The 26,749-nt window shown below is 72.0% G+C and carries 24 protein-coding genes and 1 riboswitch; of the genes, 18 read left to right on the top strand and 6 right to left on the bottom strand.

Annotation, left to right across the window (positions count from 1 at the left end):
- Positions 1 to 146 precede the first annotated feature (146 nt).
- Positions 147 to 263, top strand: a riboswitch (SAM riboswitch).
- Positions 264 to 448: 185 nt separating this feature from the next.
- A complete protein-coding gene (locus tag ACFV2J_RS30985) occupies positions 449 to 1,810 on the top strand; it encodes an aminotransferase class V-fold PLP-dependent enzyme (RefSeq protein ID WP_385095930.1) in 1,362 nt (453 codons plus the stop codon).
- Between the two features lie 77 nt (positions 1,811 to 1,887).
- Here the strand turns inward: ACFV2J_RS30985 and ACFV2J_RS30990 are convergent, their stop codons facing one another.
- The gene (locus ACFV2J_RS30990) at positions 1,888 to 2,169 is read right to left on the bottom strand and encodes an Lrp/AsnC family transcriptional regulator (RefSeq protein ID WP_148013620.1); all 282 of its coding nucleotides are present in this window, start codon (positions 2,167 to 2,169) and stop codon (positions 1,888 to 1,890) included.
- Complete coding sequence (locus ACFV2J_RS30995) at positions 2,166 to 2,897, bottom strand: rhomboid family intramembrane serine protease (RefSeq protein WP_385095933.1); 732 nt, start codon at positions 2,895 to 2,897, stop codon at positions 2,166 to 2,168. Before ACFV2J_RS30995 ends, ACFV2J_RS30990 begins: the two co-directional genes overlap by 4 nt.
- Before the next feature lie 130 nt (positions 2,898 to 3,027).
- Between ACFV2J_RS30995 and ACFV2J_RS31000 the strand changes: the two genes are divergently transcribed.
- The 5 genes from ACFV2J_RS31000 (at position 3,028) to ACFV2J_RS31020 (ending at position 8,694) form a co-directional block, all read left to right on the top strand.
- Complete coding sequence (locus ACFV2J_RS31000; protein ID WP_385095927.1) at positions 3,028 to 3,267, top strand: hypothetical protein; 240 nt, start codon at positions 3,028 to 3,030, stop codon at positions 3,265 to 3,267.
- A gap of 34 nt (positions 3,268 to 3,301) precedes the next feature.
- Positions 3,302 to 4,651 (top strand): NYN domain-containing protein, encoded by a 1,350-nt coding sequence (locus ACFV2J_RS31005; RefSeq protein ID WP_385095924.1) that lies wholly within the window; start codon positions 3,302 to 3,304, stop codon positions 4,649 to 4,651.
- A 512-nt stretch (positions 4,652 to 5,163) separates the two neighbouring features.
- Positions 5,164 to 6,204 (top strand): NlpC/P60 family protein, encoded by a 1,041-nt coding sequence (locus tag ACFV2J_RS31010; RefSeq protein WP_385441739.1) that lies wholly within the window; start codon positions 5,164 to 5,166, stop codon positions 6,202 to 6,204.
- Positions 6,205 to 6,427: 223 nt separating this feature from the next.
- A complete protein-coding gene (locus tag ACFV2J_RS31015; protein ID WP_385082195.1) occupies positions 6,428 to 7,459 on the top strand; it encodes an NlpC/P60 family protein in 1,032 nt (343 codons plus the stop codon).
- Between the two features lie 32 nt (positions 7,460 to 7,491).
- Positions 7,492 to 8,694 (top strand): hypothetical protein, encoded by a 1,203-nt coding sequence (locus tag ACFV2J_RS31020; protein ID WP_385082194.1) that lies wholly within the window; start codon positions 7,492 to 7,494, stop codon positions 8,692 to 8,694.
- Between the two features lie 16 nt (positions 8,695 to 8,710).
- Here ACFV2J_RS31020 and ACFV2J_RS31025 read toward each other — a convergent pair whose 3' ends face one another.
- Complete coding sequence (locus ACFV2J_RS31025) at positions 8,711 to 9,943, bottom strand: glycosyltransferase family 87 protein (RefSeq protein ID WP_385082193.1); 1,233 nt, start codon at positions 9,941 to 9,943, stop codon at positions 8,711 to 8,713.
- 152 nt (positions 9,944 to 10,095) lie between these two features.
- On the opposite strand from ACFV2J_RS31025, the gene ACFV2J_RS31030 reads away from it, so the two are divergent.
- Together ACFV2J_RS31030 and ACFV2J_RS31035 are read left to right on the top strand one after the other, a co-directional pair.
- Positions 10,096 to 11,238, top strand: a complete 1,143-nt coding sequence (locus ACFV2J_RS31030; protein ID WP_385082192.1) for a glycosyltransferase family 4 protein — start codon at positions 10,096 to 10,098, stop codon at positions 11,236 to 11,238.
- 567 nt (positions 11,239 to 11,805) lie between these two features.
- Entirely contained in the window at positions 11,806 to 13,389 is a 1,584-nt protein-coding gene (locus ACFV2J_RS31035; protein WP_385082199.1) for a GMC oxidoreductase, read from the top strand.
- A gap of 47 nt (positions 13,390 to 13,436) precedes the next feature.
- Here the strand turns inward: ACFV2J_RS31035 and ACFV2J_RS31040 are convergent, their stop codons facing one another.
- Positions 13,437 to 15,233 (bottom strand): AMP-dependent synthetase/ligase, encoded by a 1,797-nt coding sequence (locus ACFV2J_RS31040; protein ID WP_385082190.1) that lies wholly within the window; start codon positions 15,231 to 15,233, stop codon positions 13,437 to 13,439.
- 296 nt (positions 15,234 to 15,529) lie between these two features.
- Between ACFV2J_RS31040 and ACFV2J_RS31045 the strand changes: the two genes are divergently transcribed.
- The 6 genes from ACFV2J_RS31045 (at position 15,530) to ACFV2J_RS31070 (ending at position 20,912) form a co-directional block, all read left to right on the top strand.
- Positions 15,530 to 16,327, top strand: a complete 798-nt coding sequence (locus ACFV2J_RS31045; RefSeq protein ID WP_385082188.1) for a metallophosphoesterase — start codon at positions 15,530 to 15,532, stop codon at positions 16,325 to 16,327.
- Between the two features lie 107 nt (positions 16,328 to 16,434).
- Complete coding sequence (locus tag ACFV2J_RS31050; RefSeq protein ID WP_351725067.1) at positions 16,435 to 16,881, top strand: SRPBCC family protein; 447 nt, start codon at positions 16,435 to 16,437, stop codon at positions 16,879 to 16,881.
- A gap of 180 nt (positions 16,882 to 17,061) precedes the next feature.
- The gene (locus tag ACFV2J_RS31055) at positions 17,062 to 18,231 is read left to right on the top strand and encodes an ArsA family ATPase (protein ID WP_385082187.1); all 1,170 of its coding nucleotides are present in this window, start codon (positions 17,062 to 17,064) and stop codon (positions 18,229 to 18,231) included.
- Positions 18,232 to 18,288: 57 nt separating this feature from the next.
- Positions 18,289 to 18,759, top strand: a complete 471-nt coding sequence (locus tag ACFV2J_RS31060) for a DUF5304 domain-containing protein (protein ID WP_385082185.1) — start codon at positions 18,289 to 18,291, stop codon at positions 18,757 to 18,759.
- A gap of 54 nt (positions 18,760 to 18,813) precedes the next feature.
- Positions 18,814 to 19,767 (top strand): ROK family glucokinase, encoded by a 954-nt coding sequence (locus ACFV2J_RS31065; protein ID WP_168527731.1) that lies wholly within the window; start codon positions 18,814 to 18,816, stop codon positions 19,765 to 19,767.
- A 392-nt stretch (positions 19,768 to 20,159) separates the two neighbouring features.
- On the top strand, positions 20,160 to 20,912 hold the full coding sequence (locus ACFV2J_RS31070) for an endonuclease/exonuclease/phosphatase family protein (RefSeq protein ID WP_385082183.1): 753 nt from the start codon (positions 20,160 to 20,162) through the stop codon (positions 20,910 to 20,912).
- Between the two features lie 91 nt (positions 20,913 to 21,003).
- Here the strand turns inward: ACFV2J_RS31070 and ACFV2J_RS31075 are convergent, their stop codons facing one another.
- Together ACFV2J_RS31075 and ACFV2J_RS31080 are read right to left on the bottom strand one after the other, a co-directional pair.
- Positions 21,004 to 21,693, bottom strand: a complete 690-nt coding sequence (locus tag ACFV2J_RS31075) for a hypothetical protein (protein ID WP_385082181.1) — start codon at positions 21,691 to 21,693, stop codon at positions 21,004 to 21,006.
- Positions 21,686 to 22,495 carry an alpha/beta hydrolase gene (locus tag ACFV2J_RS31080; protein ID WP_385082180.1) on the bottom strand — a complete coding sequence of 270 codons (810 nt, stop codon included), beginning with the start codon at positions 22,493 to 22,495 and terminating at the stop codon, positions 21,686 to 21,688. Before ACFV2J_RS31080 ends, ACFV2J_RS31075 begins: the two co-directional genes overlap by 8 nt.
- Positions 22,496 to 22,722: 227 nt before the next feature.
- Between ACFV2J_RS31080 and ACFV2J_RS31085 the strand changes: the two genes are divergently transcribed.
- The 4 genes from ACFV2J_RS31085 (at position 22,723) to ACFV2J_RS31100 (ending at position 26,640) form a co-directional block, all read left to right on the top strand.
- A complete protein-coding gene (locus tag ACFV2J_RS31085) occupies positions 22,723 to 23,490 on the top strand; it encodes a lysophospholipid acyltransferase family protein (protein ID WP_385082179.1) in 768 nt (255 codons plus the stop codon).
- A 33-nt stretch (positions 23,491 to 23,523) separates the two neighbouring features.
- The gene (gene macS, locus ACFV2J_RS31090) at positions 23,524 to 24,717 is read left to right on the top strand and encodes a MacS family sensor histidine kinase (protein ID WP_385082177.1); all 1,194 of its coding nucleotides are present in this window, start codon (positions 23,524 to 23,526) and stop codon (positions 24,715 to 24,717) included.
- Positions 24,718 to 24,818: 101 nt separating this feature from the next.
- Complete coding sequence (locus ACFV2J_RS31095) at positions 24,819 to 25,466, top strand: response regulator (protein WP_385082198.1); 648 nt, start codon at positions 24,819 to 24,821, stop codon at positions 25,464 to 25,466.
- Between the two features lie 145 nt (positions 25,467 to 25,611).
- Positions 25,612 to 26,640 (top strand): 6-phosphofructokinase, encoded by a 1,029-nt coding sequence (locus tag ACFV2J_RS31100; protein ID WP_385082176.1) that lies wholly within the window; start codon positions 25,612 to 25,614, stop codon positions 26,638 to 26,640.
- Positions 26,641 to 26,749: the final 109 nt, after the last annotated feature.

Consider the following 26,749-nt stretch of genomic DNA (forward strand, 5'->3'; position numbering starts at 1 on the left):
GATGGCGGGGGTCCAGGGGGCGCAGCCCCCTGGCGGGGTCCGGGGCGGAGCCCCGGGGATGGGTCGGGTAGGGGCGGCGGGGGCGTGTACCGCCATGTGGACGCCGGGGTTGCGCCGGGAAGATCGTGTGGCAGGATGCCGTATCAGGTCATGAGCGACAGCCATCAGGCCCCGGCCGGCTGTCCGGCAACCCTCCGTCCGTGGCGGGGTGCCCCGGGTGAAGACCAGGCCGCAGGCAGCGAGGTCTGCGGCAAGCGCGGACCCCTCGAGAATCCCAGGGGTCCTGGTCGTTCGAGGGAGCCTTCTGTGAGCAAGCGAATGCGCTAGGGCGTAGAGCCCCGCCTCCGCACACCCCTTCCCACCCTCACCTGCGCCGAGCCGCGCGCGCGTACCTCCGTACGCCCCCGCTCGCGCGGTGTTTCCGCCTGCCTCTCACAGGAGTGCCGCCATGTCTGTCCCCACCGCTGCCGTCGCCCAGTCCGTTTGTGCGCCTCTGCCCGTTCTCGGCCGTGATGTGACCGTCCCGCTCGTCACCGGCGGCGAGGTCACCTACGCCGCCCTCGACTACGCCGCCAGCGCCCCGGCCCTCCAGCGCGTCTGGGACGACGTCGCCGCGTACGCCCCCTACTACGGCAGCGTGCACCGCGGGGCCGGCTACCTCTCGCAGCTGTCCACCGACCTCTTCGAGAACGCCCGCGGGACCGTCGCCGAGTTCCTGGACTGCCGCGAGGACGACCAGGTCGTCTTCACCCGGTCGACCACCGACTCGCTCAACCTGCTCGCCGCCACCCTTCCGGCCGACTGCCAGGTCTTCGTGTTCGAGACCGAGCACCACGCCTCCCTGCTGCCGTGGCAGGACGCGCGGGTCACCTACCTCGACGCGCCCCGCACCCCCCGGGGGGCCGTCGCGGTCCTGGAGCGCGCCCTCGCCGACCGCGACCCCCACGGACCGGCCCTCGTCTGCGTCACCGGTGCCTCCAACGTCACCGGCGAGCTGTGGCCGGTGCGCGAGCTCGCCGCCGCCGCGCACGCCCACGGTGCCCGGATCGTCCTGGACGCCGCCCAGCTCGCCCCGCACCACCCGGTGTCCGTCCGCGACCTCGACGTCGACTGGGTGGCCTTCTCCGGGCACAAGCTGTACGCGCCCTTCGGCTCCGGTGTCCTCGCCGGCCGCTCCGACTGGCTGCGCGAGGCCGAGCCCTACCTCGCGGGTGGCGGTGCCAGCCGCACGGTCGCCCGGCGCGCGGACGGCGGCGTCGACGTCGAGTGGCACGAGAGCGCGGCCCGGCACGAGGCCGGGTCCCCCAACGTCATCGGCGCCTACTCCATCGCCTCCGCCTGCAAGGCGCTGACCGAGGAGGGCTTCGACCGGATCGTCGCCCGTGAGCGGCACCTGATCCGCACCGTCCGGGAGGGGCTCGCCGAGGTGCCCGCGGTGCGCGTGCTGTCCCTGTTCGGCGACGACGCGCCCCGGGTCGGCGTCATCTCGTTCGTCGTCGAGGGCTGGAACAGCTCGCACTTCGCGGCGGCGCTCTCCGCGGAGTACGGCATCGGGGTGCGCGACGGTCTCTTCTGCGCGCACCCGCTGCTGCGCACGCTTCTCGGCAGCGACCCGCAGACCCAGGGCGAGTGCGGGGCCCCGGAGGCCGCGCCCGGCGAGAAGTCCCTCAACGCGATCCGCGTCAGTTTCGGGGCGGGGACCCCGGACGAGCACGTGGAGCGCTTCGTGCGCGCCGTGAAGGAGCTCGTGCGGGACGGTGCGCAGTGGCGCTACCGGACCGAGGGCGGACGCTGCGTGCCCGCGGTCTGACCCGGCGGCGGAGTGGCGTGGCCGGCCCCCGGCGGGCCGCGCCGCTCACGCGGGCGCCCCTCAGGCCGCGCGGAGGGTCAGGAGTCCAGACCGATCGCGAACGCCGCCTCCAGGTCGTGCTGCGAGTACGTGCGGAACGCGACGTGGGTGTCGGTGCCCTCGACCCCCGGGATCTTGCTGATGCTGCCGGGGATGACGTCCGCCAGGTCGTCGTGGGCCTTGACCCGGACCATGGCGATGAGGTCGTACGTACCGGTGACGGAGAAGACCTCGCTGACACTGTCCAGCGCGGCGATCGACTCGGCGATCTCGGGGATCCGGTCCACGCTGGTCTTGATGAGCACGATCGCGGTGATCACGGCTGGTTTTCTCCCTCGGGGGCCGCTGCTGGGACTTTCACTCTAGTCGGCCGCCGGAAGCGCACCCACGCGTAGAGGAAGCCCAGCGAGAAGCCCACCAGATGGGCCAGATAGGCGACCCCGGGACCCGAGGGACTGCGGCCCGCCGCCAGCCACTGCAACGCCGCCCAGAACGGCAGCACGATCCACGCCGGGAAGCGCAGCGGCAGGAAGAAGAGGAACGGGAAGAGACTGGTCACCCGGGCCTTGGGGAACAGGTAGAGGAACGCTCCGAGGACCGCGGAGATCGCTCCCGAGGCACCGACCAGGGTCTGTTCGGAGGTGGAGTTGGCGACCGCGTAGCCGACCAGCGCGAGATAGCCGCAGCCGACGTAGAAGAGGGCGAACTCGAAGTGGCCCATGCGTTCCTCGGTCATGGCCCCGAAGACGTAGAAGAAGAGCATGTTGCCCAGGAGGTGGAGCCAGCTGCCGTGGATGAACAGGGCCGTGGCGGGGGTCAGCAGAGCGCCCGGAGTCCCGCCGAGGAGGTCGGCGGGCACCACGCCCCAGCGCCGGAAGTAGGCCCGCTGCGCGACGAGCAGCTCGTCCCCGGTGCCGTACGTCGGGTTGAACCCCGACGCCGGTCCGATCACGAAGATCACGCAGCACAGGACGATCAGCCCGTACGCCACGGGCGCGGACTGGGCCCGCACCGTTCTGCCGACCGTCGTACTCCAGTTGCCGATCATGTTGCAGAGCATGACGTAACCGGACCGATGCACACAGAGTGCCTCGCCGCTGTGGACGGCCGAGCGTCGAGTACCCGCCAGGCCGTAGGGTTACGAGCCACACGGACACCAGAAGGAAAGCGACTGCCACATGACGGTTCCCCTTCCGACCGCCGAGACCCGCTGGCGCTGCACCCTGTGCGGCAATCTGACGCGCTTCGACGTGACCCGCTCGTCCAAGGTCGTCGAGTACGTGCACCTCGACCTGGCGGGTGAGCCGAGCGTGGAGGAGCGCGAGGTGGTCAGTGAGACCATCGAGTCGGTGCGCTGCCGCTGGTGCAACGCGGTGGATCAGGTGGAACTGGTGGACAGGCCGGGCGTCAGCTCCTGAGGGAGCGGGCCCCGCACGGACGATGGAGTGACGGATGGCGGAGACCACAGGCGGGGAGCCGGACGACGGCGCCGCCGAGGTGCTCGACCGTCCGCTGCCCGACGGCGTGCGCCGCCGTGTCGTACAGATCGTCTCCGACGGGTTCGGCGGTCTGACCGTCGCCGAACTGCCGGTTCAGCTGCGGCAGTATGCGCGGTTCGCCCCGAACCGGCGGGCGAAGTTCGCCGGCAACGCGATGGCCGCCGCGCTGGAGACCGACCCGCTCTTCCGGCAGCGTATCTCCGAGAAGCTCAGAGAGGCGCAGCCGGAGCTCGTCGGCGCCCTGGAATCCGGCGCGCCGCCCCCGGCCGCGGACCCGCTGGACGTGGCGGCCGCGGCCTATGTGCTGCGCCCCACGGGCTGGGTGAAGCTGGTGACGGCCGCGGGCGAGGAGGCCCTGCGGGCGGACGCCGAGCGCGCCGGCGAGGAGAGCCGCGCGGAGCTGGAGCGACTGCACGCGGAGCTCGCCGAGGCGCGGGCGCACACCAGGTCCGAGACCGAACGGCTGCGTACCGAGCTGGAGTCCGCGAAGAAGGAGTCGGAATCGCTGCACCGCAAGCTGCGCGGTGCCCTCAGTGACGTCAAACGGGGTGAGGCCGCGCTGCGCAGGCTTCAGGGCGAGACGGACGTCGCGCGGGCGGAGGGGCAGGCCCAGGTGTCCGCCGCGGAGAGCGAGAGCCGGCGGCTCAAGACGCGTCTCGCCGAGGCCGAGGCGGCCCTGGAGGCCACCCGCAAGGCGGCCCGCGAGGGGCGCAGCGTCGAGGACATGCGCGTCCGGCTGCTGCTGGACACCGTGCTGGACGCGGCGCAGGGGCTGCGCCGCGAACTCGCCCTGCCCCCGGTGTCCGTGCGGCCCGCCGAGACCGTGGACGCGGTCGAACCGGGACGGATGACGCCCAAGGACATCGCCGCCCGCGCGCTGTCCGAGAACGACCCCGCGATCCTCGACCAGCTGCTCGCGCTGCCGCAGGCGCACCTGGTGGTCGACGGGTACAACGTCACCAAGACCGGCTATCCGCAGATGCCGCTCGAGAAGCAGCGGCTGCGGCTGCTGGGGCAGCTCTCCCAGCTCGCCGCGCAGACCGGCGCCGAGGTCACCTGTGTCTTCGACGGGGCGGAGCTGGCCGCGCCGGTGCTGCTCGCGCCGCCGCGCGGGGTACGGGTGCTCTTCTCCAAAGCCGGCATCACCGCGGACGAGTTGATCCGCCAGCTGGTGCGCGCCGAGCCGCCCGGGCGGCCCGTCATCGTGGTCTCCACCGACCGCGAGGTGGCCGACGGGATCGCGAAGGCGGGCGCCCGGCCGGTCGCCTCCGTGGTGCTCCTGAAGCGCTTCTCGCGGGGTTAGCCGAGCGTTTCCCGCGGGTTTGCGCGGGAGTGGTTCCCGGGGACGGACGAGGGTGTCCCGCGGGGTAGTTCGGCGGGTTCTCCGCGGGTGATTCGACGCGTACTCCGCGGGTGATTCGACGCGTTTTCCGCTGGTCGTTCGACGAGTTCTCCGCTGGGTCGTTCGACGGGTTTTCGGCCGGTTCGTCAAGTGCTTTTCACCGGGCCGGTGATCCGCGGCCTACGCCTCAAAGGGCTCGTACGTCCCATGTGTGACGTCCGGGCGCGATGACCCGTTTGGTGCGACCTTCACGCAACGTAGTGTCAATCACGCATCACTGCACGTGAGTTGAGTGCAAAGAATGCGCTCGGTAACCGAGATTTTTCAGGTTTCGATTTGAACTGATCACAGGAAGGTCACTAGGGTCTGGCCTCGAACCTCCGCTCGGGTGATCACTCATTGGGAGTGACGGCGGAGGAGCACCGCCCGTCGGCGTCTCGGCAGGCGGCTGAAGGAAGAAGGAGCTCGCCTTCGTGGCGTCCCACCGTCGACCCAAGCAGCCGAGCCGCACCCGTGTGACCGTGCTCACCACCGCCGCCGCTGCCGCCGTGGCCCTCAGTGCCAACGCCGCCAACGCCGCACCCAGCGAGAAGCCGAGCAAGGACGAGGTCAAGTCGAAGGTCGACGCCCTCTACCAGGAGGCGGAGAAGGCCACCGAGAAGCTCGACGGGGCCAAGGAGAAGCAGGACAAGCTGCAGAAGCAGATCAGCACCCTGCAGGACAACGTCGCCCGCGGTCAGGAAGACCTCAACCAGCTGCGCGACGGCCTCGGTTCGATGGCCAGCGCCCAGTACCGCACCGGCGGCATCGACCCCTCCGTGGCGCTGTTCCTCTCCTCGAACCCGGACGACTACCTGGACAAGGCGTCCGCGATGGACCAGCTGAGCAGTCAGCAGGTCGAGGCGCTGAAGAAGGTCCAGGAGAAGCAGCGCGAGCTCGCCCAGCAGCGCCAGGAAGCGTCCGAGAAGCTCAAGGACCTCTCCGACACCCGCGCGCAGCTCAAGAAGAACAAGCAGGATGTCCAGGGCAAGCTCGCCTCCGCGCAGAAGCTCCTCAACTCCCTGACGGCCAAGGAGAAGGCGGCTCTGGACGAGGAGCAGTCGCGCGCCACCCGCGCCAGCGAGCGCGCGGTCCTGGACAGCCCCGGCAAGGCCGGCTCCGGGCGCGCCGGTGCCGCGTACTCTGCCGGACAGAGCAAGATCGGCACCCCGTACGTCTACGGCGCCACCGGCCCCGGCTCCTTCGACTGCTCCGGGTTCACCTCCTGGTCCTACGCCCAGGCCGGTGTCTCCATCCCCCGCACCTCCGAGTCGCAGGCCACCATAGGCACCCGCATCTACTCGCAGAGCGATCTGCAGGTCGGTGACCTGGTCTTCTTCTTCGGCGACCTGCACCACGTCGGGCTGTACGCGGGCGGCGGCCAGGTGCTGCACGCCCCGCGTACCGGCACGGTCGTGCGCTACGAGTCGATGAGCACCATCGGCGGAGCCTTCCAGTTCGGCGTCCGGGTCTGATCCCGCTTCCGAACCGCTCCGGGGATCTCCCCGGCACCCCGCCCAAACGGGCGAATCACGATAACTCCCGCTGACCCCACGCCCCGTCGGTGACCTGCGTCTCCGGCGGGGCGCCGCGTTGCGCGCCCCCGGAGGTCTTTGGCCGCTGCGTAGTCGCACGGCTACTGTCTGCCGCGTTTCCCCCGATTCCGGGGGACCGTCAGCGGAAGGGAGAGCGGCTACCGTGGGGTCCCATCGCCGCCGTGCACCGTCCGGGTCCGACCGGGGCGCCAGCGCCGCGGGCATCGCCGGCATCACCGTCACCGTGATGTCCGTGGCAGCCGCCGCCCTCGGTGCCGTACCGGCCGCAGCGGCACCGCAGGACGACACCAGGGCCGAGGTGGACCGTCTCTACACGCAGGCGGAGAAGGCCACCGAGGCGTTCAACAAGTCCGGCGAACGCGCCGGCACCCTGCGCAAGGAGGTACGCAGGGCGCAGGACCGGATCGCCCGCCAGCAGGAGCGCATCAACACGATGCGGGACGCGCTCGGTTCGCTCGCGGGAGCCCAGTACCGGGCGGGTGGCCTCGACCCCTCCCTCGCGCTGCTCTTCTCCGACGACCCGGCCGAGTACCTCGACAAGGCCGCCGTGCTGGACCGGATCACCGCCCACCAGGCGGGCGAACTCGATGACCTCCAGCTCGCCATGCGCGATCTCGCCCAGGAGCGGGAGGAGGCGACCGCGAAACTCGCCGAGCTGGAGCGGAGCAGCAGGGCCGTCGCCCACCACAAGCGGACCGTCGAGCAGAAGCTCACCGAGGCGCGGCGGCTGCTCAACGCGATGCCCGAAGCCCTCCGCGACGCCTACGACCGGGCCTCGCGCTCCGGACGCCCCGGCATCCCCGACCTCGGAAGCGCCATGCCCTCCTCGGGGCGTGCCGCCGCGGCCCTCGCCGCGGCCCGGTCCGCGCTCGGCCGCCCGTACGTGTGGGGTGCCAACGGGCCCGGCGGCTTCGACTGTTCGGGCCTCATGCAGTGGTCGTACGCGCGGGCCGGCGTCGGTCTGCCGCGCACCTCGCAGGAGCAGCGGTACGCCGGACACCAGGTGCCGCTCTCCCAGGCGCGCCCCGGCGACCTGGTCACCTACCGGTCGGACGCGAGCCACGTGGCGATGTACGCGGGCAACGGGCAGGTGATCCACGCGCCCTATCCGGGGGCCGCGGTGCGCTACGACCCGGTGGGCATGATGCCGATCTCGTCCGTGACGCGGGTCTGACCGCGCCGCCGGACCGCCGTACGATCGGGAACGTGGCAGGTCGAGGGCGTGCGTCGCGGGCATGGTGTGCCCTGGTGCTGCTGCTCGGCGTGCTGGCGGGCTGCGGTGGCCGTCCGGCCCCGGACACCGCGGCCGCCGAGGTGCAGCGGGTCCTCGACCGGCGGGCGGGCGCGGTCCTCGACCGGGACGAGGCGGCGTACCGCGCCACCGAGGAACCGTCCGGCCCGGTCGCCGAGTTCCGGCGGCTGCGCGCCGTCCCGCTGGCCGCCTGGTCGTACCACCTGACCGACCTGCGCCGTTCCGGGGACCGGGCCACCGCCGACGCGGACCTGCGCTACCGCGTCGAGGGATACGACAGCGCTCCCGTCACGGTCGCCCGCACCCTGAGCCTGGTCCACGACGGCGGGAGGTGGCGGGTCGCCTCTGACAGACCCGCGAAGAAGACCGGCCAGCAGTTGTGGGAGCAGGGCGCGGTGACGGCCGTACGGGGCGCGCACAGTCTCGTCCTGGGGGTCGGGCAGTCCGGTGAGCGGCTGCGGGCGTACGCGGCTCTCGCGGACCGCGCGGTACCCGCCGTCACCGAGGCCTGGGGCGCGGACTGGGCGGGGCACGTCGTCGTCCTCGTACCGAAGTCGCTGGACGGCATGGCGGGGCTGCTCGGCGCGTCGGCGGCCGGCTACCGGGGGATCGCCGCGGTCACCACCGGCGAGGCGGGCGGCTCGGCGAAGGCGCCCGCGGACCGGATCATCGTCAACCCCGAGGCGTACGGCGTCCTCGGCGACCTCGGCAAGCAGGTCGTGCTGACCCACGAGACGACGCATGTCGCCACCCGGGCCGACACGAACGCCGCCACGCCCCTGTGGCTGTCCGAGGGGTACGCGGACTGGGTCGGCTACCGCGGCACCGGGCGTACGGCGGCGCAGGTGGCGCCGGAGCTCCGGCGGGCGGTGCTGGACGGCCACCTGCCCGCCGCGCTGCCGGCCGACGGGGACTTCGGGTTCGCCGGGGACGCGGCGCGGCTGGCGCGGGCGTACGAGGGCGGCTGGATGGCGTGCCGGCTGATCGCGGACCGCTGGGGCGAGGTGCGGCTGAACGACTTCTACCGGGCGGTGGGCGGCCACGGGACGCGGGCGGGGGCCGTGGAGGGCGCCCTGCGCGACGTGCTGCACACGACGCCGGAGAGGTTCACCGAGCAGTGGCGGACCTATCTGCGGACCGGGCTGGGTCCGTCCTGACGGCCGCGCGCCGCCGTCAGGACGGGCTCAGGGTCTCCCTGGTGCGGGCGGCCTGCGCGGGCAGCGTCGGGGCCGGATGCGTCACCGTGCCCCACCAGAGTTCGCGGGCGGCCAGCAGCGCGGCGGCCACCAGCAGCCCGTCGCGGGCCAGGAGCAGGCCGACGCCCAGCCAGTCGCTGATCACCACGTGCGCGAACCAGACCGGGAACTCCAGCACGGTCGCACCGCACGCGGCCAGCACCATCGCCACCGGCGGCGCCATCCGGCTGCCCCGGAAACACAGGCAGACGGCGCCGGTCCCCACCAGCCACACCAGGTACTGCGGGCTGATGACCCGGCTGGTGGCGGTGAACATCAGGACCGCCACGAAGGCGGCGTCGGCGAGGGTGTGCGACCGCATGCGCCCGCTGCGCAGCCGCCACAGCAGCAGCCAGCCCAGGGCGGCCGCGGTGAGCGTCAGGGCCGCCGCGCTCACCACGTCCACGTAAGGGCCGAGGAACTCCACCGAGCCGTAGTTGAGCAGCACCTGACCGCTCCAGCCGAAGTGCCGGGCCACGTGGAAGACCAGGGAGCCCAGCGACTCCACCTCGGTGCCGCGGCCCCGCTGGGAGGCGAGGAAGGAGAAGGCACCCGGCATCGCCGCCCAGAACAGCAGTGCGATCCCGCCCCCGGTCACCGCCGCCGCCGTCCACGCGCGGCGCTTCACGGCTCCGGCGAGCAGCAGGACCGGCCACACCTTCAGCAGCGCCCCGAAGGCCGCGAGAGCCCCCATCACGCGCGGGTGACGGGCCCCCGCGAGCAGGGCCGCGACCGCCACCGCCGTCACCATCACGTCGTAGCGGGCGTAGACGGTCGGCCCGAGCAGCGGGAGGCCGGCCACCCACACCCAGGCACCGCGGAGCGTCCTGCCGGGGCGCACACCGGCGTACCGCAACAGCGCGAACACCGCCAGGTCGGCGAGGAGGGCCAGCACGACGAAGGCGGACGCGTAGTCGAGGAAGGGCAGCAGCCCGGGGGAGAGGATGGCGAGCGCCGCGGCCGGCGGGTACTGCCAGGTCACGTCGTCGAGCGGGAAGGTGCCGGTGCGCAGGATCTCGTACCAGCCCTGGTAGATCACCGAGACGTCGGTGGTGACGTCCGGGCCGGGCAGCGCGAACACCCGCAGGACGAAGAGCAGCAGCACCAGCCTGGTCACGACCCAGGCCCCGAGCAGTCCGTACGGGAATCCCGCCCCCCTTGCGCCCGTCATGCCCACCTGGCCCTCGTCCGTCCGGATCCCGCGCGGTCCCGCGTGAGGACATGATGGCGCGCCGGAGTGGGCGAGAGCCATGAAGCGGGGCCGTGCGCGGGGGTGTGTGCCGGACGCGTACGGCCGCGGGGGTTTCGGTACTGTCGGGCGCGATGGACAAGACCCTGATCGTGACCAACGACTTCCCGCCCCGCCCCGGCGGCATCCAGGCGTTCCTGCACAACATGGCGCTGCGCCTGGACCCCGAGCGGCTCGTCGTCTACGCCTCCACCTGGAAGCGCGGCAGTGAGGGTGCCGAGGCCACGGCGGCCTTCGACGCCGAGCAGCCCTTCACCGTCGTACGCGACCGCACGACGATGCTGCTGCCGACGCCGGGCGTCACCCGCCGCGCCGTCGGGCTGCTGCGCGAACACGGTTGTACGTCGGTGTGGTTCGGGGCGGCGGCCCCGCTCGGGCTGATGGCGCCCGCGCTGCGCCGGGCGGGCGCCGGGCGGCTGGTGGCCACCACGCACGGTCACGAGGCCGGCTGGGCTCAACTGCCCGCCGCGCGCGGACTGTTGCGGCGGATCGGCGACTCCACGGACACGATCACGTATCTGGGCGAGTACACGCGCTCACGGATCGCCTCCGCGCTGAGCCCGGACGCGGCCGGCCGTATGGTCCAGTTGCCGCCCGGCGTCGACGAGAAGACCTTCCACCCCGGTTCGGGCGGCGCGGAGGTCCGCGCCCGGCTCGGTCTCACGGACCGCCCGGTGGTGGTCTGCGTCTCCCGTCTGGTCCCGCGCAAGGGACAGGACACGCTCATCCTGGCCATGCCGCGCATCCTCGCCGCGGAGCCGGAGGCGGTGCTGCTGATCGTCGGCGGCGGACCGTACGAGAAGGAGCTGCGCCGGCTCGCGTACGAGACCGGTGTCGCCGACGCCGTCCGCTTCACCGGAGCGGTGCCCTGGTCGGAGCTGCCGGCCCACTACGGCGCGGGGGACGTCTTCGCGATGCCCTGCCGCACGCGCCGGGGCGGCCTCGACGTCGAGGGCCTCGGCATCGTGTACCTGGAGGCGTCCGCGACCGGCCTGCCGGTCGTCGCCGGCGACTCGGGCGGCGCGCCCGACGCGGTCCTCGACGGCGAGACGGGCTGGGTCGTGCGCGGCGGTTCCCCGGAGGACTCGGCCGACCGCGTCATCGCCCTCCTCGCCGACCCGGAACTCCGCCGCCGCATGGGGGAACGGGGCCGTGAGTGGGTCGAGGAGAAGTGGCGCTGGGACCTCCTGGCAGAAAACCTCAAGACCCTCCTGTAGCCGACCCCTCTCAGGGTCGCGGGGAACTACGCAGAACCCTCAGCGTCCCGCACCGATTGACGGCCGCCCCCACCAACTCCCCAGGGGCGCGGGGAACCGCGCAAAACCCCCACGGACCCGCACACATCCACGGCCGCCCCCACCAACCCACTCCAGGGGCGCGGGGAACGGCGCGCTCGGCCACAGCGCTCCCGCACATTCCCACGCACGGCGCCCCCCACCCCCTCTCAGGGGTGCGGGGAACTGCGCAGAACCCGCACGGACCCGCACACATCCACGGCCGCCCCCACCAACCCACCCCAGGGGCGCGGGGAACGGCGCGCTCAGCCACAGCGCTCCCGCACATCCCCACCCACGGCGTCCCCCACCCCTCTCAGGGGTGCGGGGAACTGCGCAGAACCCCGACGCACCCGCACACCCCCACGCACACCGACCCCCACCCCCCTCGAAATCCGGGCGAAGCCCCTAGGCGGAAGCCGATAATCCGCCGATGCTGCGCACATGACAGAAAAACTGACCCATCATCAGATGACTAACCGTCACCTGACAAGACGTCAAATCCTGGGCATGGTCGCCCTCCAGACGGCCGCCACCGCCGGCCTCACCCGCGTCGGCCTCCAGTCGGCCCACGCCACCGAACCCGCCGCCGTCGACAACGCCCCCGCCATCGTCATCGGTTCCGGCTACGGCGCCGCCGTGGCCGCCCTCCGTCTCGGCCAGGCCGGCATCCGCACGCTCGTCATCGAGATGGGCCGGCTCTGGAACACCGCCGGCTCCGACGGCAAGGTCTTCTGTTCCACCAGCGCCCCCGACCAGCGCTCCATGTGGTTCCGCACCCGCACCGAGGCCCCGCTCGCCACGTTCCTCTGGCTGGACCTCGTCAACAAGGACATCAGCCGGTACCCGGGAGTCCTGGACCGCGTCCACTACGACCACATGTCCGTGTACGTCGGCCGCGGCGTCGGCGGCGGCTCGCTGGTCAACGGCGGCATGGCCGTCACGCCCCCGCAGTCGTACTTCGCCGAGCAGTTCCCCGGCGTGGACGCCACCGAGATGTACAACACCTACTTCCCGCGCGCCCGCACCATGCTCGGGGTCAACACGGTCGACCCCGCCTGGTTCGAGTCCACCGAGTGGTACAAGTTCACCCGCACCTCCCGCAAGGCCGCGACGAACGCCGGTCTGAAGACCACGTTCGTCCCGAACGTCTACGACTTCTCCTACATGCAGCGCGAGGCGGCCGGCACGGCCACCAAGTCGGCGCTCGCGGGCGAGGTCATCTACGGCAACAACTACGGCAAGAAGAGCCTCGACAAGACGTACCTCGCCGCCGCGCTCGGCACCGGCAACGTCACCATCCACACCCTGGAGCGGGTCCGGGCCGTCCAGCGCGCGGCCGACGGCACGTACACCCTGACCGCCGACCGGATCGACCTCACCGGCGCGGTGGTGGAGACCAAGCAGTACAGCTGCACGTACCTCTTCCTGGGCGGCGGCAGCCTCGGTACCACCGAACTCCTCGTCCGGGCCCGGGAGACGGGCGCCCTGCCCGCCCTGGACGCCAGCGTGGGCACGGGCTGGGGCACCAACGGCAACGTCATGACCGGCCGCGCCAACCACATCTGGGACACCGTCGGGGCCAACCAGTCCACGATGCCCGTGATGGGGATCGACGACTGGGCGAACACCGCCAACCCCGTCTTCGCCGAAATCGCCCCGCTGCCCATGGGGTTGGAACACTGGATCAGCCTCTACCTGGCGATCACCAAGAACCCCGAGCGCGCGTCCTTCACCTACGACGCCGCCACCGACTCCGCGAAGCTCGGCTGGACCGCGGCCCAGAGCGCGGTCTCGGTGAGCATGGCCAAGAAGCTCTTCGACCGGATCAACGCGGCCAACGCGACGATCTACCGCTACGACCTCTTCGGCGGCAACAAGACCTTCGCCGACGACTTCTGCTACCACCCGCTCGGCGGCTGCGTGCTGGGCAGGGCGACCGACAGCTACGGCCGGGTGAAGGGCTATCCGCACCTGTACATCACCGACGGCTCCCTGGTGCCGGGCTCGATCGGGGTCAACCCGTTCGTGACGATCACCGCGCTCGCCGAACGCGGCATGGCGCGGATCCTCGCCGAGGACACCGCGCCATGAGAGCCGGAGAGCCGTAGAGCCGTACGCCTGAGGCGGACGCGCCGGGGTCAGCCCCGGTAGATCGCCTCGATCTCGTCCGCGTAGTCCTTCGCCACCACGTTGCGCTTGAGCTTCAGGGACGGCGTCAGGTGGCCCGACTCCTCGCTGAACTGGGAGGACAGAATGCGGAACTTCCGCACCGATTCCGCCTTCGACACCGCGGCGTTGCCGTCGTCGACCGCGTCCTGGATCGTCCGTACGAGATCCGGGTCGTCACGCAGCGACGCCGCGGTGGAACCCGCCGGTTTGCCGTGCTCCGCGCACCAGCGGCCCAGGAACTCCTCGTCGACGGTGACCAGCGCGCCGACGAACGGACGCCCGTCGCCGACCACCATGCACTCCGCGACCAGCGCGTGCGCGCGGATGCGGTCCTCGATCACGGCCGGGGCGACGTTCTTGCCGCCCGCGGTGACGATGATCTCCTTCTTGCGGCCGGTGATCCGCAGGTAGCCGTCCTCGTCGAGGGTGCCGATGTCACCCGTGTGGAACCAGCCGTCGGCCAGCGCCTCCGCGGTGGCGGCCTCGTTGTTCCAGTACCCCTTGAACAGGTGCTCGCCGTGCAGCAGCACCTCGCCGTCGTCCGCGATGCGGATCACCGAACCCGGCAGCGGCTGACCGACCGTGCCGATCTTCGTCCGGTCCCAGGGGTTGAACGCGGTGGCCGCGCAGGACTCCGTCAGCCCGTAGCCCTCCAGGACCGTGAAGCCGATGCCGCGGAAGAAGTGCCCGAGCCGCTCGCCGAGCGGGGCGCCGCCGGAGATGGCGTACTCGCCGCGACCGCCCAGCACCGCGCGCAGCTTGCTGTAGACCAGCTTGTCGAAGGTCCGGTACTTGATCTTCAGGCCGAGCGAGGGACCGGACGGGGTGTCCAGCGCGCGGCTGTACGCGATCGCCGTGTCCGCGGCCTTGTCGAAGATCTTGCCCTTGCCGTCCGCCTGCGCCTTGGCGCGCGCCGAGTTGTAGACCTTCTCGAAGACGCGCGGCACACCGAGGATCAGCGTCGGCCGGAACGCGGCCAGCTCGTCGGTGAGGTTCTTGATGTCCGGGACGCAGCCCAGCTTGATCGGCGCCATCATCGGCGCGACCTGCACGAGGCGTCCGAAGACGTGGGCGAGGGGGAGGAACAGCAGCACCGAGCACTCGCCCGTACGGAACAGCGGACGCAGCCGCTCCACGATGTTGCCGCACTCGGCGAAGAAGGCGCGGTGGGTGAGGACACAGCCCTTAGGACGGCCGGTCGTGCCGCTCGTGTAGACGATGGTCGCCGGGTCGTCGGCCTTGGCGAGCGAACTGCGCTCCTCGACGGTGGCGTCACTGACGTCCCGGCCGGCGCGGCCCAGCTCCTCCACCCCGCCGGCCTCGATCTGCCAGACGTGCTTGAGGGCGGGCAGCTGCTCGCGCACCGACTCCACGGAGGCCGCGTGCGCCGGCAGCTCGACGATGCAGGCGGTCGCGCCCGAGTCGCCGAGTATCCACTGCACCTGCTCCGCCGAGCTGGTCTCGTACACCGGGACGGTGACCGCGCCCGCGCTCCAGATGGCGAAGTCGAGCAGCGTCCACTCGTAACGCGTACGCGACATCAGACCGACCCGGTCGCCGGGCTGCACACCCGAGGCGATCAGGCCCTTGGCCGCGGCCCGTACCTCGGCGAGGAACACGGTGGCGGTGACGTCCGTCCACGCGCCGCCCACCTTGCGGGCGATGACGGCGACGTCGGGATGCTGCGCGGCGTTTCTGCGGACGATGTCGGTCAGATTTCCGTCCGCAGGGACCTCGTACAAAGCCGGAAGGCTGAACTCGCGCAAGACTGCTGCTCCTCATAGGGCGCCGGCGCCACGACTCTGTGTGATGCGACGGTGCGGTCCAAGGCTCGGGCAGGTACTCGGGAACATCGTTGTTGAAATCCTGAGTACGACTGGACTGCCCGGACGTTACCCACCGGTACGGCTGTTTCGATAGGGGGTCCCGGCGAGATGTTCCCTGCGTCACACAGGTTGGCGTTCCTTCGCGCACAGTAGTCCACGCTCTTCTCGGCATGCCAGTAACCGCAGGTCCGACCGCCTCTGTTCACGTTTGCCGCACAGGCCTACGCTTGATCGCCATGGCACCCACACCAGGCGGCAACCGCAGGACGCGCATTCATGTGGTGAGTGACGTGCACGGCAACGCACGTGACCTCGCCCGGGCCGGCGACGGCGCCGACGCTCTGATCTGCCTCGGTGACCTGGTGCTCTTCCTGGACTACGCCGACCACTCGCGGGGCATCTTCCCCGACCTCTTCGGCGCGGAGAACGCCGACCGGCTGGTCGAGCTGCGCACCGCCCGCCGCTTCACGGAGGCACGCGAGTTCGGGGCGCGGCTGTGGGCCGGCGTGGGGTCGGACCGCGTCGGGGTCGTCGAGAAGGCGGTGCGCAAGCAGTACGCCGAGCTGTTCGCCGCGTTCCCGACGCCGACGTACGCCACCTACGGCAATGTCGACATGCCTCCGTTGTGGGCGGAGTACGCCGGACCCGGCACCACCGTCCTCGACGGCGAGCGGGTGGAGATCGGCGGCCGGGTCTTCGGCTTCGTCGGCGGCGGCCTGCGCACCCCCATGCGGACGCCCTACGAGATCAGTGACGAGGAGTACGCGGCGAAGATCGAGGCGGTCGGCGAGGTCGACGTCCTGTGCACGCACATCCCGCCGGAGGTGCCCGATCTGGTGTACGACACGGTGGCGCGCCGCTTCGAACGCGGGTCCCGTGCCCTGCTCGACGCGATCCGCCGCACCCGCCCCCGCTACGCCCTCTTCGGGCACGTCCACCAGCCGCTCGTCCGGCGGATGCGGATCGGCGCGACGGAGTGCGTGAACGTCGGGCACTTCGCCGGGTCGGGGAGGCCCTGGGCGCTGGAATGGTGAACCCCAGGTGGGGTGGCAATGGTTCGGTCGGCGCGCGGTAGCCTTCACGCTGCACACACGTGCGCACCACCCTCCCTCACCGGACCGCACCTGGAGGAGCCACGGCGATGGCGGAACACACCAGCTCGAGCATCACGATCGAGGCGGCACCGGCTGACGTCATGGCGGTCATCGCCGACTTCGCCCGTTACCCGGACTGGACCGGCGAGGTGAAGGAGGCCGAGGTACTCGGCACGGACGGGCAGGGCCGCGCCGAGCAGGTGCGCCTCGTCATGGACGCGGGCGCCATCAAGGACGACCAGACCCTGGGGTACACCTGGACCGGCGACCACGAGGTCTCCTGGACCCTGGTCAAGTCCCAGATGCTGCGCTCCCTGGACGGGTCGTACCTCCTCAAGCCCGCGGGCACGGGTGCCACCGAGGTCACCTACCGGCTGACGGTCGACGTCAAGATCCCCATGCTGGGCATGATCAAGCGCAAGGCCGAGAAGGTCATCATCGACCGCGCCCTCGCGGGCCTGAAGAAGCGGGTGGAGTCGGGCGACGCGGGCTGACCCCGGTCCGGCGGTCGGGCCGCCCCCGGCCCCGGCCCGACCGACCCCGCCCCCGGCCCCCGGTCGGGCCGGCCCGGGTCCGCACACGCGCCGACCGCCGGCTGGCGCGCGGCCTCCGGGGAGCGGGCGGGCGACGGGGCGGGGCGGCGGGGACGTCCGGCGCGGGTAGCGTTCCCTCCCATGCGCACCATCCTGATCACCGGCTCCGGCGGCACCGGCCGTACGACCCTCGCGGCGGCCACCGCCCTGAAGGCCGCGGGTGAGGGCACCCGCACCCTGCTGCTGAGCGCCGACCGAACCGACACCCTCGGAACCGCGCTCGGCACCCGCACGGGCGCGGAACCCGTCGAAGCCGCCCCCGGCCTCACCACCTGGCGTCCCGACGCGACGGAACGCTTCCGCGAGGACCTCACCGCCTTCCAGGACCGCGCGACCACCGCCCTCGACCTGCTCGGCGCGGCCCGGCTGGACGCCGAGGAGCTCACCCCCCTGCCCGGCGCCGAGGAGCTGGCCCTGCTGCGCGCGCTGCGTGACGCGGCGACCTCGGACACCTACGACCTCCTGGTCGTGGACCTCCCCCCGACCCCGCAGGCCCTCGCCCTGCTCGCGCTCCCCGAGGAGCTCCGCCGCTACCTGCGCCGCCTGCTGCCCGCGGAGCGCCAGGCCGCCCGGGCCCTGCGGCCCGTCCTCGGCCGCCTCGCCGGCGTCCCGATGCCCGCCGAGTGGCTGTACGAGACGGCGGCGCGCTGGGACGTCGAGCTGGCCGCCGTGGAAGCGGTCGTCGAGGACCGCGCCACGACCGTACGGGTGGTCGCCGAGCCCGGACCGGCCGGCACCGACGCCGCCCGCACCGCCGTCACCGGCCTCGCCCTGCGCGGCCTGCGCGTCGAGACGCTGCTCGCCAACCGCGTGCTCCCCGCCGCCACCACGGACACCTGGCTGGGTGCCCTCGCCGCCCAGCAGCACAAGGCGCTCGACGAATGGCGGGAGGCGTACACCGTCCACGAGGTCCCGCACCTGGGCCGCGATCCGCGCGGCACCGACGACCTCGGGGCGCTCCCGGTGCCCGGTGTCAACGAAATGCCACCCCCGGTCGAGTGGCCCGTCCTCGACCACCTCGCCGACGACGGCGTCCTCGTATGGCACATCCCGCTCCCCGGCGCGATACGCGAGGAACTGGACCTGATCCGCAGGGGCGACGAACTGGTCGTCACCGTGGGGCAGTTCCGCCGGATCGTGCCGCTGCCGTCCGCGCTGCGCCGCTGTGCCGTGGACGGCGCAGCACTGCGCGAGGGAGAACTGCGGATCCGTTTCGCGCCGGACCCGGATCTGTGGCCGCGCACACGGTGAACCGGGCACCCCTGTTCGGGTAACGTCGAAGGGAGGAACCGTAGGCAGGAGTCCGCCATGAGCGAAGAGCGCCCCACGTCCGACGCCGCTCAGCACGAGGCGGTGGACGAAGCGCGCGTCAGTGACGCCGACGCCTGGGCGAAGGCGTGCGCGGAGGATCTCGCGGCGGAGAAGGCCCGCCGCCGCACCCAGTACGGACCACCGCCGGGTTCCGCGTCCGAGGAACTGCGCAAACTCGTCGACGCGGTCGCCGACAAGCTGTCCGGACTGAACTCACCGCTGTTCGGAGCGATCGCCTCGGGCACCGCCCAGCAGATGGTCAGCCAGGTCGTGCAGCAGGCCAAGGCGGCGGTCGAACCGGTCATCGAACGCAACCCCGACGTCTTCGACCACCTCGCGGCCGCGGGCTCCGAGCTGCTCGCCGCCTACCGCTCGGCCGTCGAGGCACAGGAACGGCGCTGGACCACCCGGGACACCGGCCCTCGCGACGAGGGCACCGGTCCGGGGGAGCGGATTGACTTGGACTAAAGGCCGCTCGGGTACGGTTGGCCGTAGCGGGGCTCGACCGAAACTGAGGGATTCATGGGACTCACCATCGGCGTCGATATCGGCGGCACGAAGATCGCGGCCGGTGTGGTCGACGAGGAAGGCAACATCCTCTCGACCCACAAGGTGCCGACCCCCACCACGCCGCAGGCCATCGTGGACGCCATCGCCGCCGCCGTCGAAGGTGCGCGCGCGGGTCACGACATCGTCGGCGTGGGCATCGGTGCGGCCGGATACGTGAACCGCCAGCGCTCGACGGTCTACTTCGCGCCCAACATCGACTGGCGGCAGGAGCCGCTCAAGGCCGAGGTCGAAGCGCGCGTGGGGCTGCCGGTCGTGGTGGAGAACGACGCGAACGCGGCGGCGTGGGGCGAGTACAAGTTCGGCGCGGGCAAGGGCCACCGGAACGTCATCTGCATCACGCTGGGCACGGGCCTCGGCGGCGGCATCATCATCGGCAACAAGCTGCGCCGCGGGCACTTCGGCGTCGCCGCCGAGTTCGGTCACATCCGGATGGTGCCGGACGGTCTGCTGTGCGGCTGCGGCTCGCAGGGCTGCTGGGAGCAGTACGCCTCCGGCCGCGCCCTCGTCCGCTACGCCAAGCAGCGGGCCAACGCGACCCCCGAGCACGCGGAGATCCTGCTCGCGCTGGGCGACGGCAACCCCGACGGCATCGAGGGCAAGCACATCTCGATGGCGGCGCGGCAGGGCGACCCGGTGGCGGTGGACTCGTACCGGGAGCTGGCCCGCTGGGCCGGTGCCGGTCTCGCGGACCTCGCCTCGCTCTTCGACCCGTCGGCCTTCATCGTCGGCGGTGGCCTGTCGGACGAGGGCGAGCTGGTCCTCGACCCCATCCGCAAGTCGTACAAGCGCTGGCTCGTCGGAGGCAACTGGCGCCCCGTGGCCGATGTGATCGCCGCCCAGCTCGGCAACAAGGCCGGCCTCGTGGGCGCGGCGGATCTGGCCCGGGAGCCCGACCCGATCATGTGACACCCGCCCCACCCCCAGCCACCCGACCTCGCCCGCCGCGCCTCGAAGCCGGCGGGCGCGGTCGTACCCCGCGGACACTTCCGAGATCCCGGCCCGCTGCCGTGCCCCATAAGGGGCGCGAGGAACTGCGCACCCAGCCCCGACGCACCCGCACCAGGCAGCGGGGTCCGGCCCCGTAAGGGGCGCGGGGAACTGCGCGCCCAGCCGCGACGCACCCGCACTAGACAGCGGTCCGGCCCCGCAGGGAACCGCGCGCCCAGCCCCGACGCACCCGCACCAGGCAGCGGGGTCCGCCCCCGCAGGGAACCGCGCGCCCAGCCAACACGCACCCGCACCCGACCCAACCGCGATTCCCTCCCCACCCAGCGGAGTGCCCCCGTATCTTGATCGGCATGGCGACGACCCCGCTGCCCCTCTCCCACACCGAGCCCGACGGCTCCGCCGTCATCCGGGTGCTCAGTTACAACATCCGCTCGATGCGCGACGACACCGACGCCCTCGCGCGCGTGATCAGCGCCTGCGCACCGGACCTGGTCCTGATCCAGGAAGCCCCCCGCTTCTTCCGCTGGCGCAAGAAGCTGGCCCGTCTCGCGGCGGCCTCCGGCCAGATGATCCTGGCCGGTGGCGCCCCGGCGGCCGGCCCCGCGCTGCTGTGCTCCCTGCGGGCCACCGTCGAACGGACCGAGGACGTCCTGCTCCCGCTCACCCCCGGCCAGTTCCGCCGGGGCTTCGCGACGGCCGTCGTCCGCTTCGGTGGCGCCCGCCTGGGCGTCCTGAGCTGCCACCTCTCGCTCGACGCCGACGAGCGCCACGAGCAGGGCGGCATGCTCCTGGACCGTCTCGCCGCCCTCGGCACCCCGCACGCCGTGGCGGGCGGGGACCTCAACGACCGCCCCGACGGCCGCACCTTCCAGCGTCTCGCGGGCCCCCTCCAGGACGGCTGGGCGACCCGCCCGTGGGGCGCCGAGCACACCTGGATCCGCGACGCGCCGCACCGCCGTATCGACGCGGTCTTCGCGACGCAGGGCATCGAGGTCCTGGGGTGCGGGGTGCCAGTGGGCCACCCCGGCGTGACGGAGACGGACCTGCGCGCGGCCACGGACCACCTGCCCGTACTGGCCGCCCTCAGAGTGCCGGCGTCCTGAGCCGCAGGCTCCCGGACCGGAGCCAGGAGACCCGGTTCCGGGACGTCGGACCTGACGCGCCCGTCCGGTGGACGCGCGCGCCGGGACCGTCTCAGACCACCGCGCCCCGCCCCGGATCGTCCTCGTCCTCGTCGTCGGGGTTCATCCGCATCACGAGGGTGGCGAAGCCGCCGAGGAAGCCGCCGATGCCCACGGTGGCGAGCCACCAGGTCATGTCCCAGCCGAGCAGGACGGCCAGCAGGAGCACGATCGGACCGCCGATGACGGCGAGCCACGCGAACTTGGCCGTCGTGTCGGCGGTGGGCAGCGGGGGCGGCTCGGGCGGCACGAAGTGGCCCTCGTCGTCCTCGTCGAAGTCCTCCTCGGCGGGCTCCGGCGTCCGGTAGTCGCGCGGACCGCCGACGCCGGGCGCGAAGGAGACGGAACTGCCGAGAGCCTGAGCCGTCGGCGGCCGGTCCCCGTCGCTCTGGTCGGCCTGGTCGGCCTTCGCGGCGCCGTCGGGGTTCTCCGCGTCGTTCGCGTCGCTCTCGGCACGCTGCTCGGACCTGCGCCCGCGGCCCGCGGCGGTGCCGTTCGTCTCGGGATCGAGGAGCGCCAGGTCCTCGACCGACTTGAACGGTTTCGCGCCGGGCGGATCCTTCGGCTCCTCGCCGTACCCCTCGACGATCGCCTGCCACGCCGCGTCCTCGTCGAACGGCACGTTCTGCTCGTCCCCCGGGGGCCCGCCGACGGGCACGCCCTTCTCGTCGGGCTCGCCGCGCTCCGCGTCCTGCTCAGCCACCAGTGGCCGTCCCTTCCTGCTGACCCGCCTGAACCGCGTCGGACCGGTCGCCGACGCCGGGCGCGATCCGGCCGATGAACGCGTAGCTCTCCTCGAAGACCCGGTCCGCGTCATGGTCCAACGTCGCCACGTGGTAGCTCTGTTCCAGGAGGATCTCCGTCACGTCCGTGGACGACACCCGGCTGAGGACGCGGGCCGAGTCCACCGGCGGCACCACGTGGTCCTGCGGGCTGCGCAGCAGCAGGAGCGGCTGGGTGACCTGGGGCAGCTCCGTGTCGACGATCCGGTAGAAGTTCCGCATGGAGTGCGCGGCCCGCAGGGGCACCCGGTCGTAGCCCAGTTCCCTGACACCCTCCTTGGCGATGTCGCTCGCGATACCGCCCACGGTCGGTACGAAGTGACGGAGCACGGGGAGGGCGTACGCGGCCGCCCCGTGCACCTTGTTCGCCGGGTTGACGACGACGACGCCGCTCACCTCGTCCCCGTGCTTCGCCGCCAGCCGCAGAGCCAGCGCGCCGCCCAGGGAGAGGCCGAAGACGAACACCCGCGTGCAGCGTTCCCGCAGGGCGCGCAGTTCGCGGTCCACCTCGGCGTACCAGTCCTGCCAGCCGGTGAGCTGCATGTCCTCCCAGCGCGTGCCGTGTCCGGGCAGCAGGGGGAGCGCGACGGTCAGGCCGCGCTCGGCGAGGAACCCGGCCCAGGGGCGCAGGGACTGGGGGGACCCGGTGAAACCGTGGCAGAGGAGGACGCCGACCTCTCCGCCCTCGTGGCGGAACGGCTCGGCTCCAGGAAGGACCGGCACCTTCGGTCTCCTGTTCGTCAGGACGGGCGGAACGGGACAAGGCAGGCGGGCGGACCGGAACAAGACGGGCGACCCGAACGGAGGCGGAGCACGACCCCGGGAGATCCGGGCGTACTTCACCGTACGCGACCGCACTGACACCGACCAGGGTCGTCGGGTCCTTCGACAGTCCTCCGGGATAAGGTCTGAGCGACGACACAGGAGGCATTCGGTTGATCTACGGCGCCATGAAGTTTTCCATCGGGGGGCCGCTGAAGCTCGCCTTCAGACCCTGGGTGGAAGGCCTCGAGAACATTCCCGCCGAGGGCCCCGCCATCCTGGCAAGCAATCATCTGTCGTTCTCGGACTCGTTCTTCCTGCCCGCGGTCCTCGACCGCAAGGTGACGTTCATCGCGAAGGCGGAGTACTTCACGACGCCCGGCGTCAAGGGCAGGATGACCGCCGCGTTCTTCAAGGGCGTGGGCCAGCTCCCCGTGGACCGCTCCGGCGCGCGCGGCGCGGGCGAGGCGGCGGTCAAGAGCGGTATCGACGTCATCGAGCGCGGTGAGCTGTTCGGCATCTATCCGGAGGGCACGCGATCGCCCGACGGACGGCTGTACCGCGGCAAGCCGGGCGGCCTCGCGCGGGTGGCGCTCGCCACCGGCGCCCCGGTCATCCCGGTCGCCATGATCGACACGGAGAAGATCCAGCCGCCGGGCAAGGTGATGCCCAAGCTGATGCGCCCGGGCATCCGCATCGGCAAGCCGCTCGACTTCAGCCGCTACAGCGGCATGGAGCACGACCGCTTCGTGCTGCGCGCGGTGACCGACGAGGTCATGTACGAGATCATGAAGCTCTCCGGCCAGGAGTACGTCGACATCTACGCGACCGCCGCCAAGCGGCAGATCGCGGACGCGGCGAAGGCCGAGAAGCAGGCGCAGAAGGAAGCCGAACAGGCGCAGAAGGAGGCCGCGAAGGCGGCCGAGACCGAAGAGGGACGGGCGGGCGACTCCTAGAGACGTTCGCCGGGGGCGGTGGGGTGGGGGAGCATGGCCAAGCGCGAGCGAGTCATGAGGATGTCGGTCGAGCTGCCGCTGTGGCGTGCGCTCACCGCGTACCGCGTGCTGACGATGCTGTACGCGATCGGCCTCTTCGTCACCGCGACCGGCAGGTTCGCCCACCCCTGGGTGGCCGTCGGCTACTACGCCGTCCTGTTCGTCTGGACCCTGGCGACCGTCCCCAGGGTCGCCAACGCGGCGAGCTGCACCAAGCGCTTCCTCGCCGTCGACCTGGCCGTGGCGCTCACCGGCATCCTGCTCACGCCGGTCGCGGTCACCCACCACAGCATCGTGGACGGCGGACCCACGCTCCCGTCGATATGGACGGCCGGCTCCGTGCTGGCCTTCGCCATCAAGGGCGGCTGGCGCTGGGCGGCCTTCGCCTCCACGCTCGTCGCGGCCGCCAACCTCGTCGAGCGCGGCGCGCCCACCCGCGACACCGTCCACAACGTGATCCTCGTCTGGGTCGCGTCCATCGCCATCGGCTACGTCGTCGAGGTCGCCCGCGCCTCCGAGCTCACCCTCGCCCGCGCCCTGGAGATCGAGGCCGCCACCCGCGAACGCGAGCGCCTCGCCCGGGACATCCACGACGGGGTCCTGCAGGTCCTCGCCATGGTGCAGCGGCGCGGCAGCGCCCTCGGCGGCGAGGCCGCGGAGCTGGGCCGGATGGCGGGCGAGCAGGAGGTGGCGCTGCGCACGCTGGTCTCCGGCGGCCTGCTGCCCGTCTCGCGGGTGTCCGAGGACGCCGCGCTCGGCGCGGTGGTACGGGCCGTCGAGGAGCCCGACGACGACGCGGGCCCGGTGGACCTGCGGGTGCTGCTCGCCCCGTACGCCACCGCGCGCGTGACCCTCTCCGAGCCGGGTGCCCCGGTGCCGCTGGCCCCGGGGGCCGCCAGGGAGCTGGCCGCGGCCGTCGGGGCCGCCCTGGACAACGTGCGCAAGCACGTCGGCGAGAGCGCCCGCGCGTGGATCCTGGTCGAGGACGAGCCGGACACGGTGATCGTCACCGTGCGGGACGACGGCCCCGGCATCCCGGAGGGGCGGCTGGCGCAGGCCGAGGGGGAGGGGCGGCTCGGCGTGGCCCTGTCGATCCGCGGCCGGCTGCGCGAGCTGGGCGGCGCCGCCGAACTGATCTCGGTCCCGGGCCAGGGCACCGAGGTCGAGCTGAAGGTACCGAAGGTCTGACGGGGGAAGGCGGAACGACGATGGCGGCGACGGAGGACATGGCGGGCATGGCGGACGTGACGGAGGCGGAGCGGCAGGTGGGCGAGGACCCGATCAAGGTCATGGTGGTGGACGACCACCCCATGTGGCGCGACGCCGTGGCCCGTGATCTCGCCGCGGCGGGTTTCGCCGTGGTGGCCACGGCGGGCGACGGCGAGCAGGCGGTGCGGCGGGCCCGTGCCGCCGGCCCGGACGTGCTCGTGCTCGACCTGAACCTGCCGGCCAAGCCGGGTGTCCAGGTGTGCAAGGAGCTGGTCGGGGCCAACCCCGCGCTGCGTGTCCTCGTGCTGTCGGCCAGCGGTGAGCACGCCGACGTCCTGGAGGCGGTGAAGTCCGGGGCGACCGGATACCTGCTGAAGTCGGCGTCCACGGAGGAGCTGACGGACGCGGTGCGCCGTACGGCGGTCGGTGACGCGGTGTTCACCCCGGGACTCGCGGGCCTGGTCCTCGGTGAGTACCGCAGGCTCGCCTCCGAGCCCCTGCCGGCCGCGGGCGCGGACGAGCCCAAGGCCCCGCGGCTGACCGACCGCGAGACCGAGGTGCTCCGCCTGGTGGCGAAGGGCCTGAGCTACAAGCAGATCGCCGAGCGGCTGGTCATCTCCCACCGCACGGTCCAGAACCATGTGCAGAACACCCTGGGCAAGCTCCAGCTGCACAACCGGGTGGAGCTGGTCCGCTATGCCATAGAACGCGGTCTCGACGAGGCGTAAACCCGGTGTTGTCCACCATCGAGTGAATGGTGAGTGATCAACACCCGCACATTTCAACGGAATTGCCCTTCCGCACCATAACGAAGTGACCTGGATCACTATTAGCGTGAGTCCCCTCAGGCAATCGCGGCGAAGGGACTTTTCCATGCGGGTCGGAGTACTGACCGGAGGCGGCGACTGCCCCGGACTCAACGCCGTCATCCGGGGCATCGTCCGCAAGGGCGTGCAGGAGTACGACTACGACTTCGTCGGCTTCCGGGACGGCTGGCGCGGGCCGCTCGAGAACGACACCGTCCGGCTCGACATCCCCGCCGTACGCGGCATCCTGCCCCGTGGCGGCACCATCCTCGGCTCCTCGCGGACGAATCCGCTCAAGCAGGAGAACGGCATCCGGCGCATCAAGGAGAACCTCGCCAAGCAGGAGGTCGAGGCGCTCATCGCGATCGGCGGCGAGGACACCCTGGGTGTCGCCGCACGCCTCCACGACGAGTACGGCATCCACGTCATCGGTGTACCGAAGACCATCGACAACGACCTGTCCGCCACCGACTACACCTTCGGCTTCGACACGGCGGTCGGCATCGCGACGGAGGCGATCGACCGCCTGCACACGACCGCCGAGTCGCACATGCGCGTCCTGGTCGTCGAGGTGATGGGCCGTCACGCCGGCTGGATCGCCATCCACTCCGGGCTCGCGGGCGGCGCGAACGTCATCCTCATCCCCGAACAGCGCTTCGACGTCGACCAGGTCTGCGCCTGGGTCACGTCGCGCTTCAAGGCCTCGTACGCCCCGATCGTGGTCGTCGCCGAGGGCGCCATGCCCAAGGACGGCGACGCGGTGCTGAAGGACGGCACGCTCGACTCCTTCGGCCACGTCCGGCTCTCCGGCGTCGGGGAGTGGCTGGCCAAGGAGATCGAGAAGCGGACCGGCAAGGAGGCCCGCACCACGGTCCTCGGGCACGTCCAGCGCGGCGGCACCCCCAGTGCCTTCGACCGCTGGCTCGCCACCCGCTTCGGTCTGCACGCCATCGAGGCGGTCCGTGACGGCGACTTCGGCAAGATGGTCGCCCTGCGCGGCACGGACATCGTCCGGGTCCCGATCGCGGAGGCCACGGCCAGACTGAAGACGGTCGACCCGAAGCTGTACGAGGAGGTCGGCGTCTTCTTCGGCTGAGTCGCCCGCCCGGGGGGGGGGGGGGGCCGGCCCAGCACAGGCCGACGGGACGAGCGCCGCCGCATCCCAGCCCCCCCCAACGCCCGCCCACACACACCGACCGCCCAAC

This window comes from Streptomyces sp. NPDC059668 (assembly GCF_042734135.1).
GTDB lineage: Bacteria > Actinomycetota > Actinomycetes > Streptomycetales > Streptomycetaceae > Streptomyces.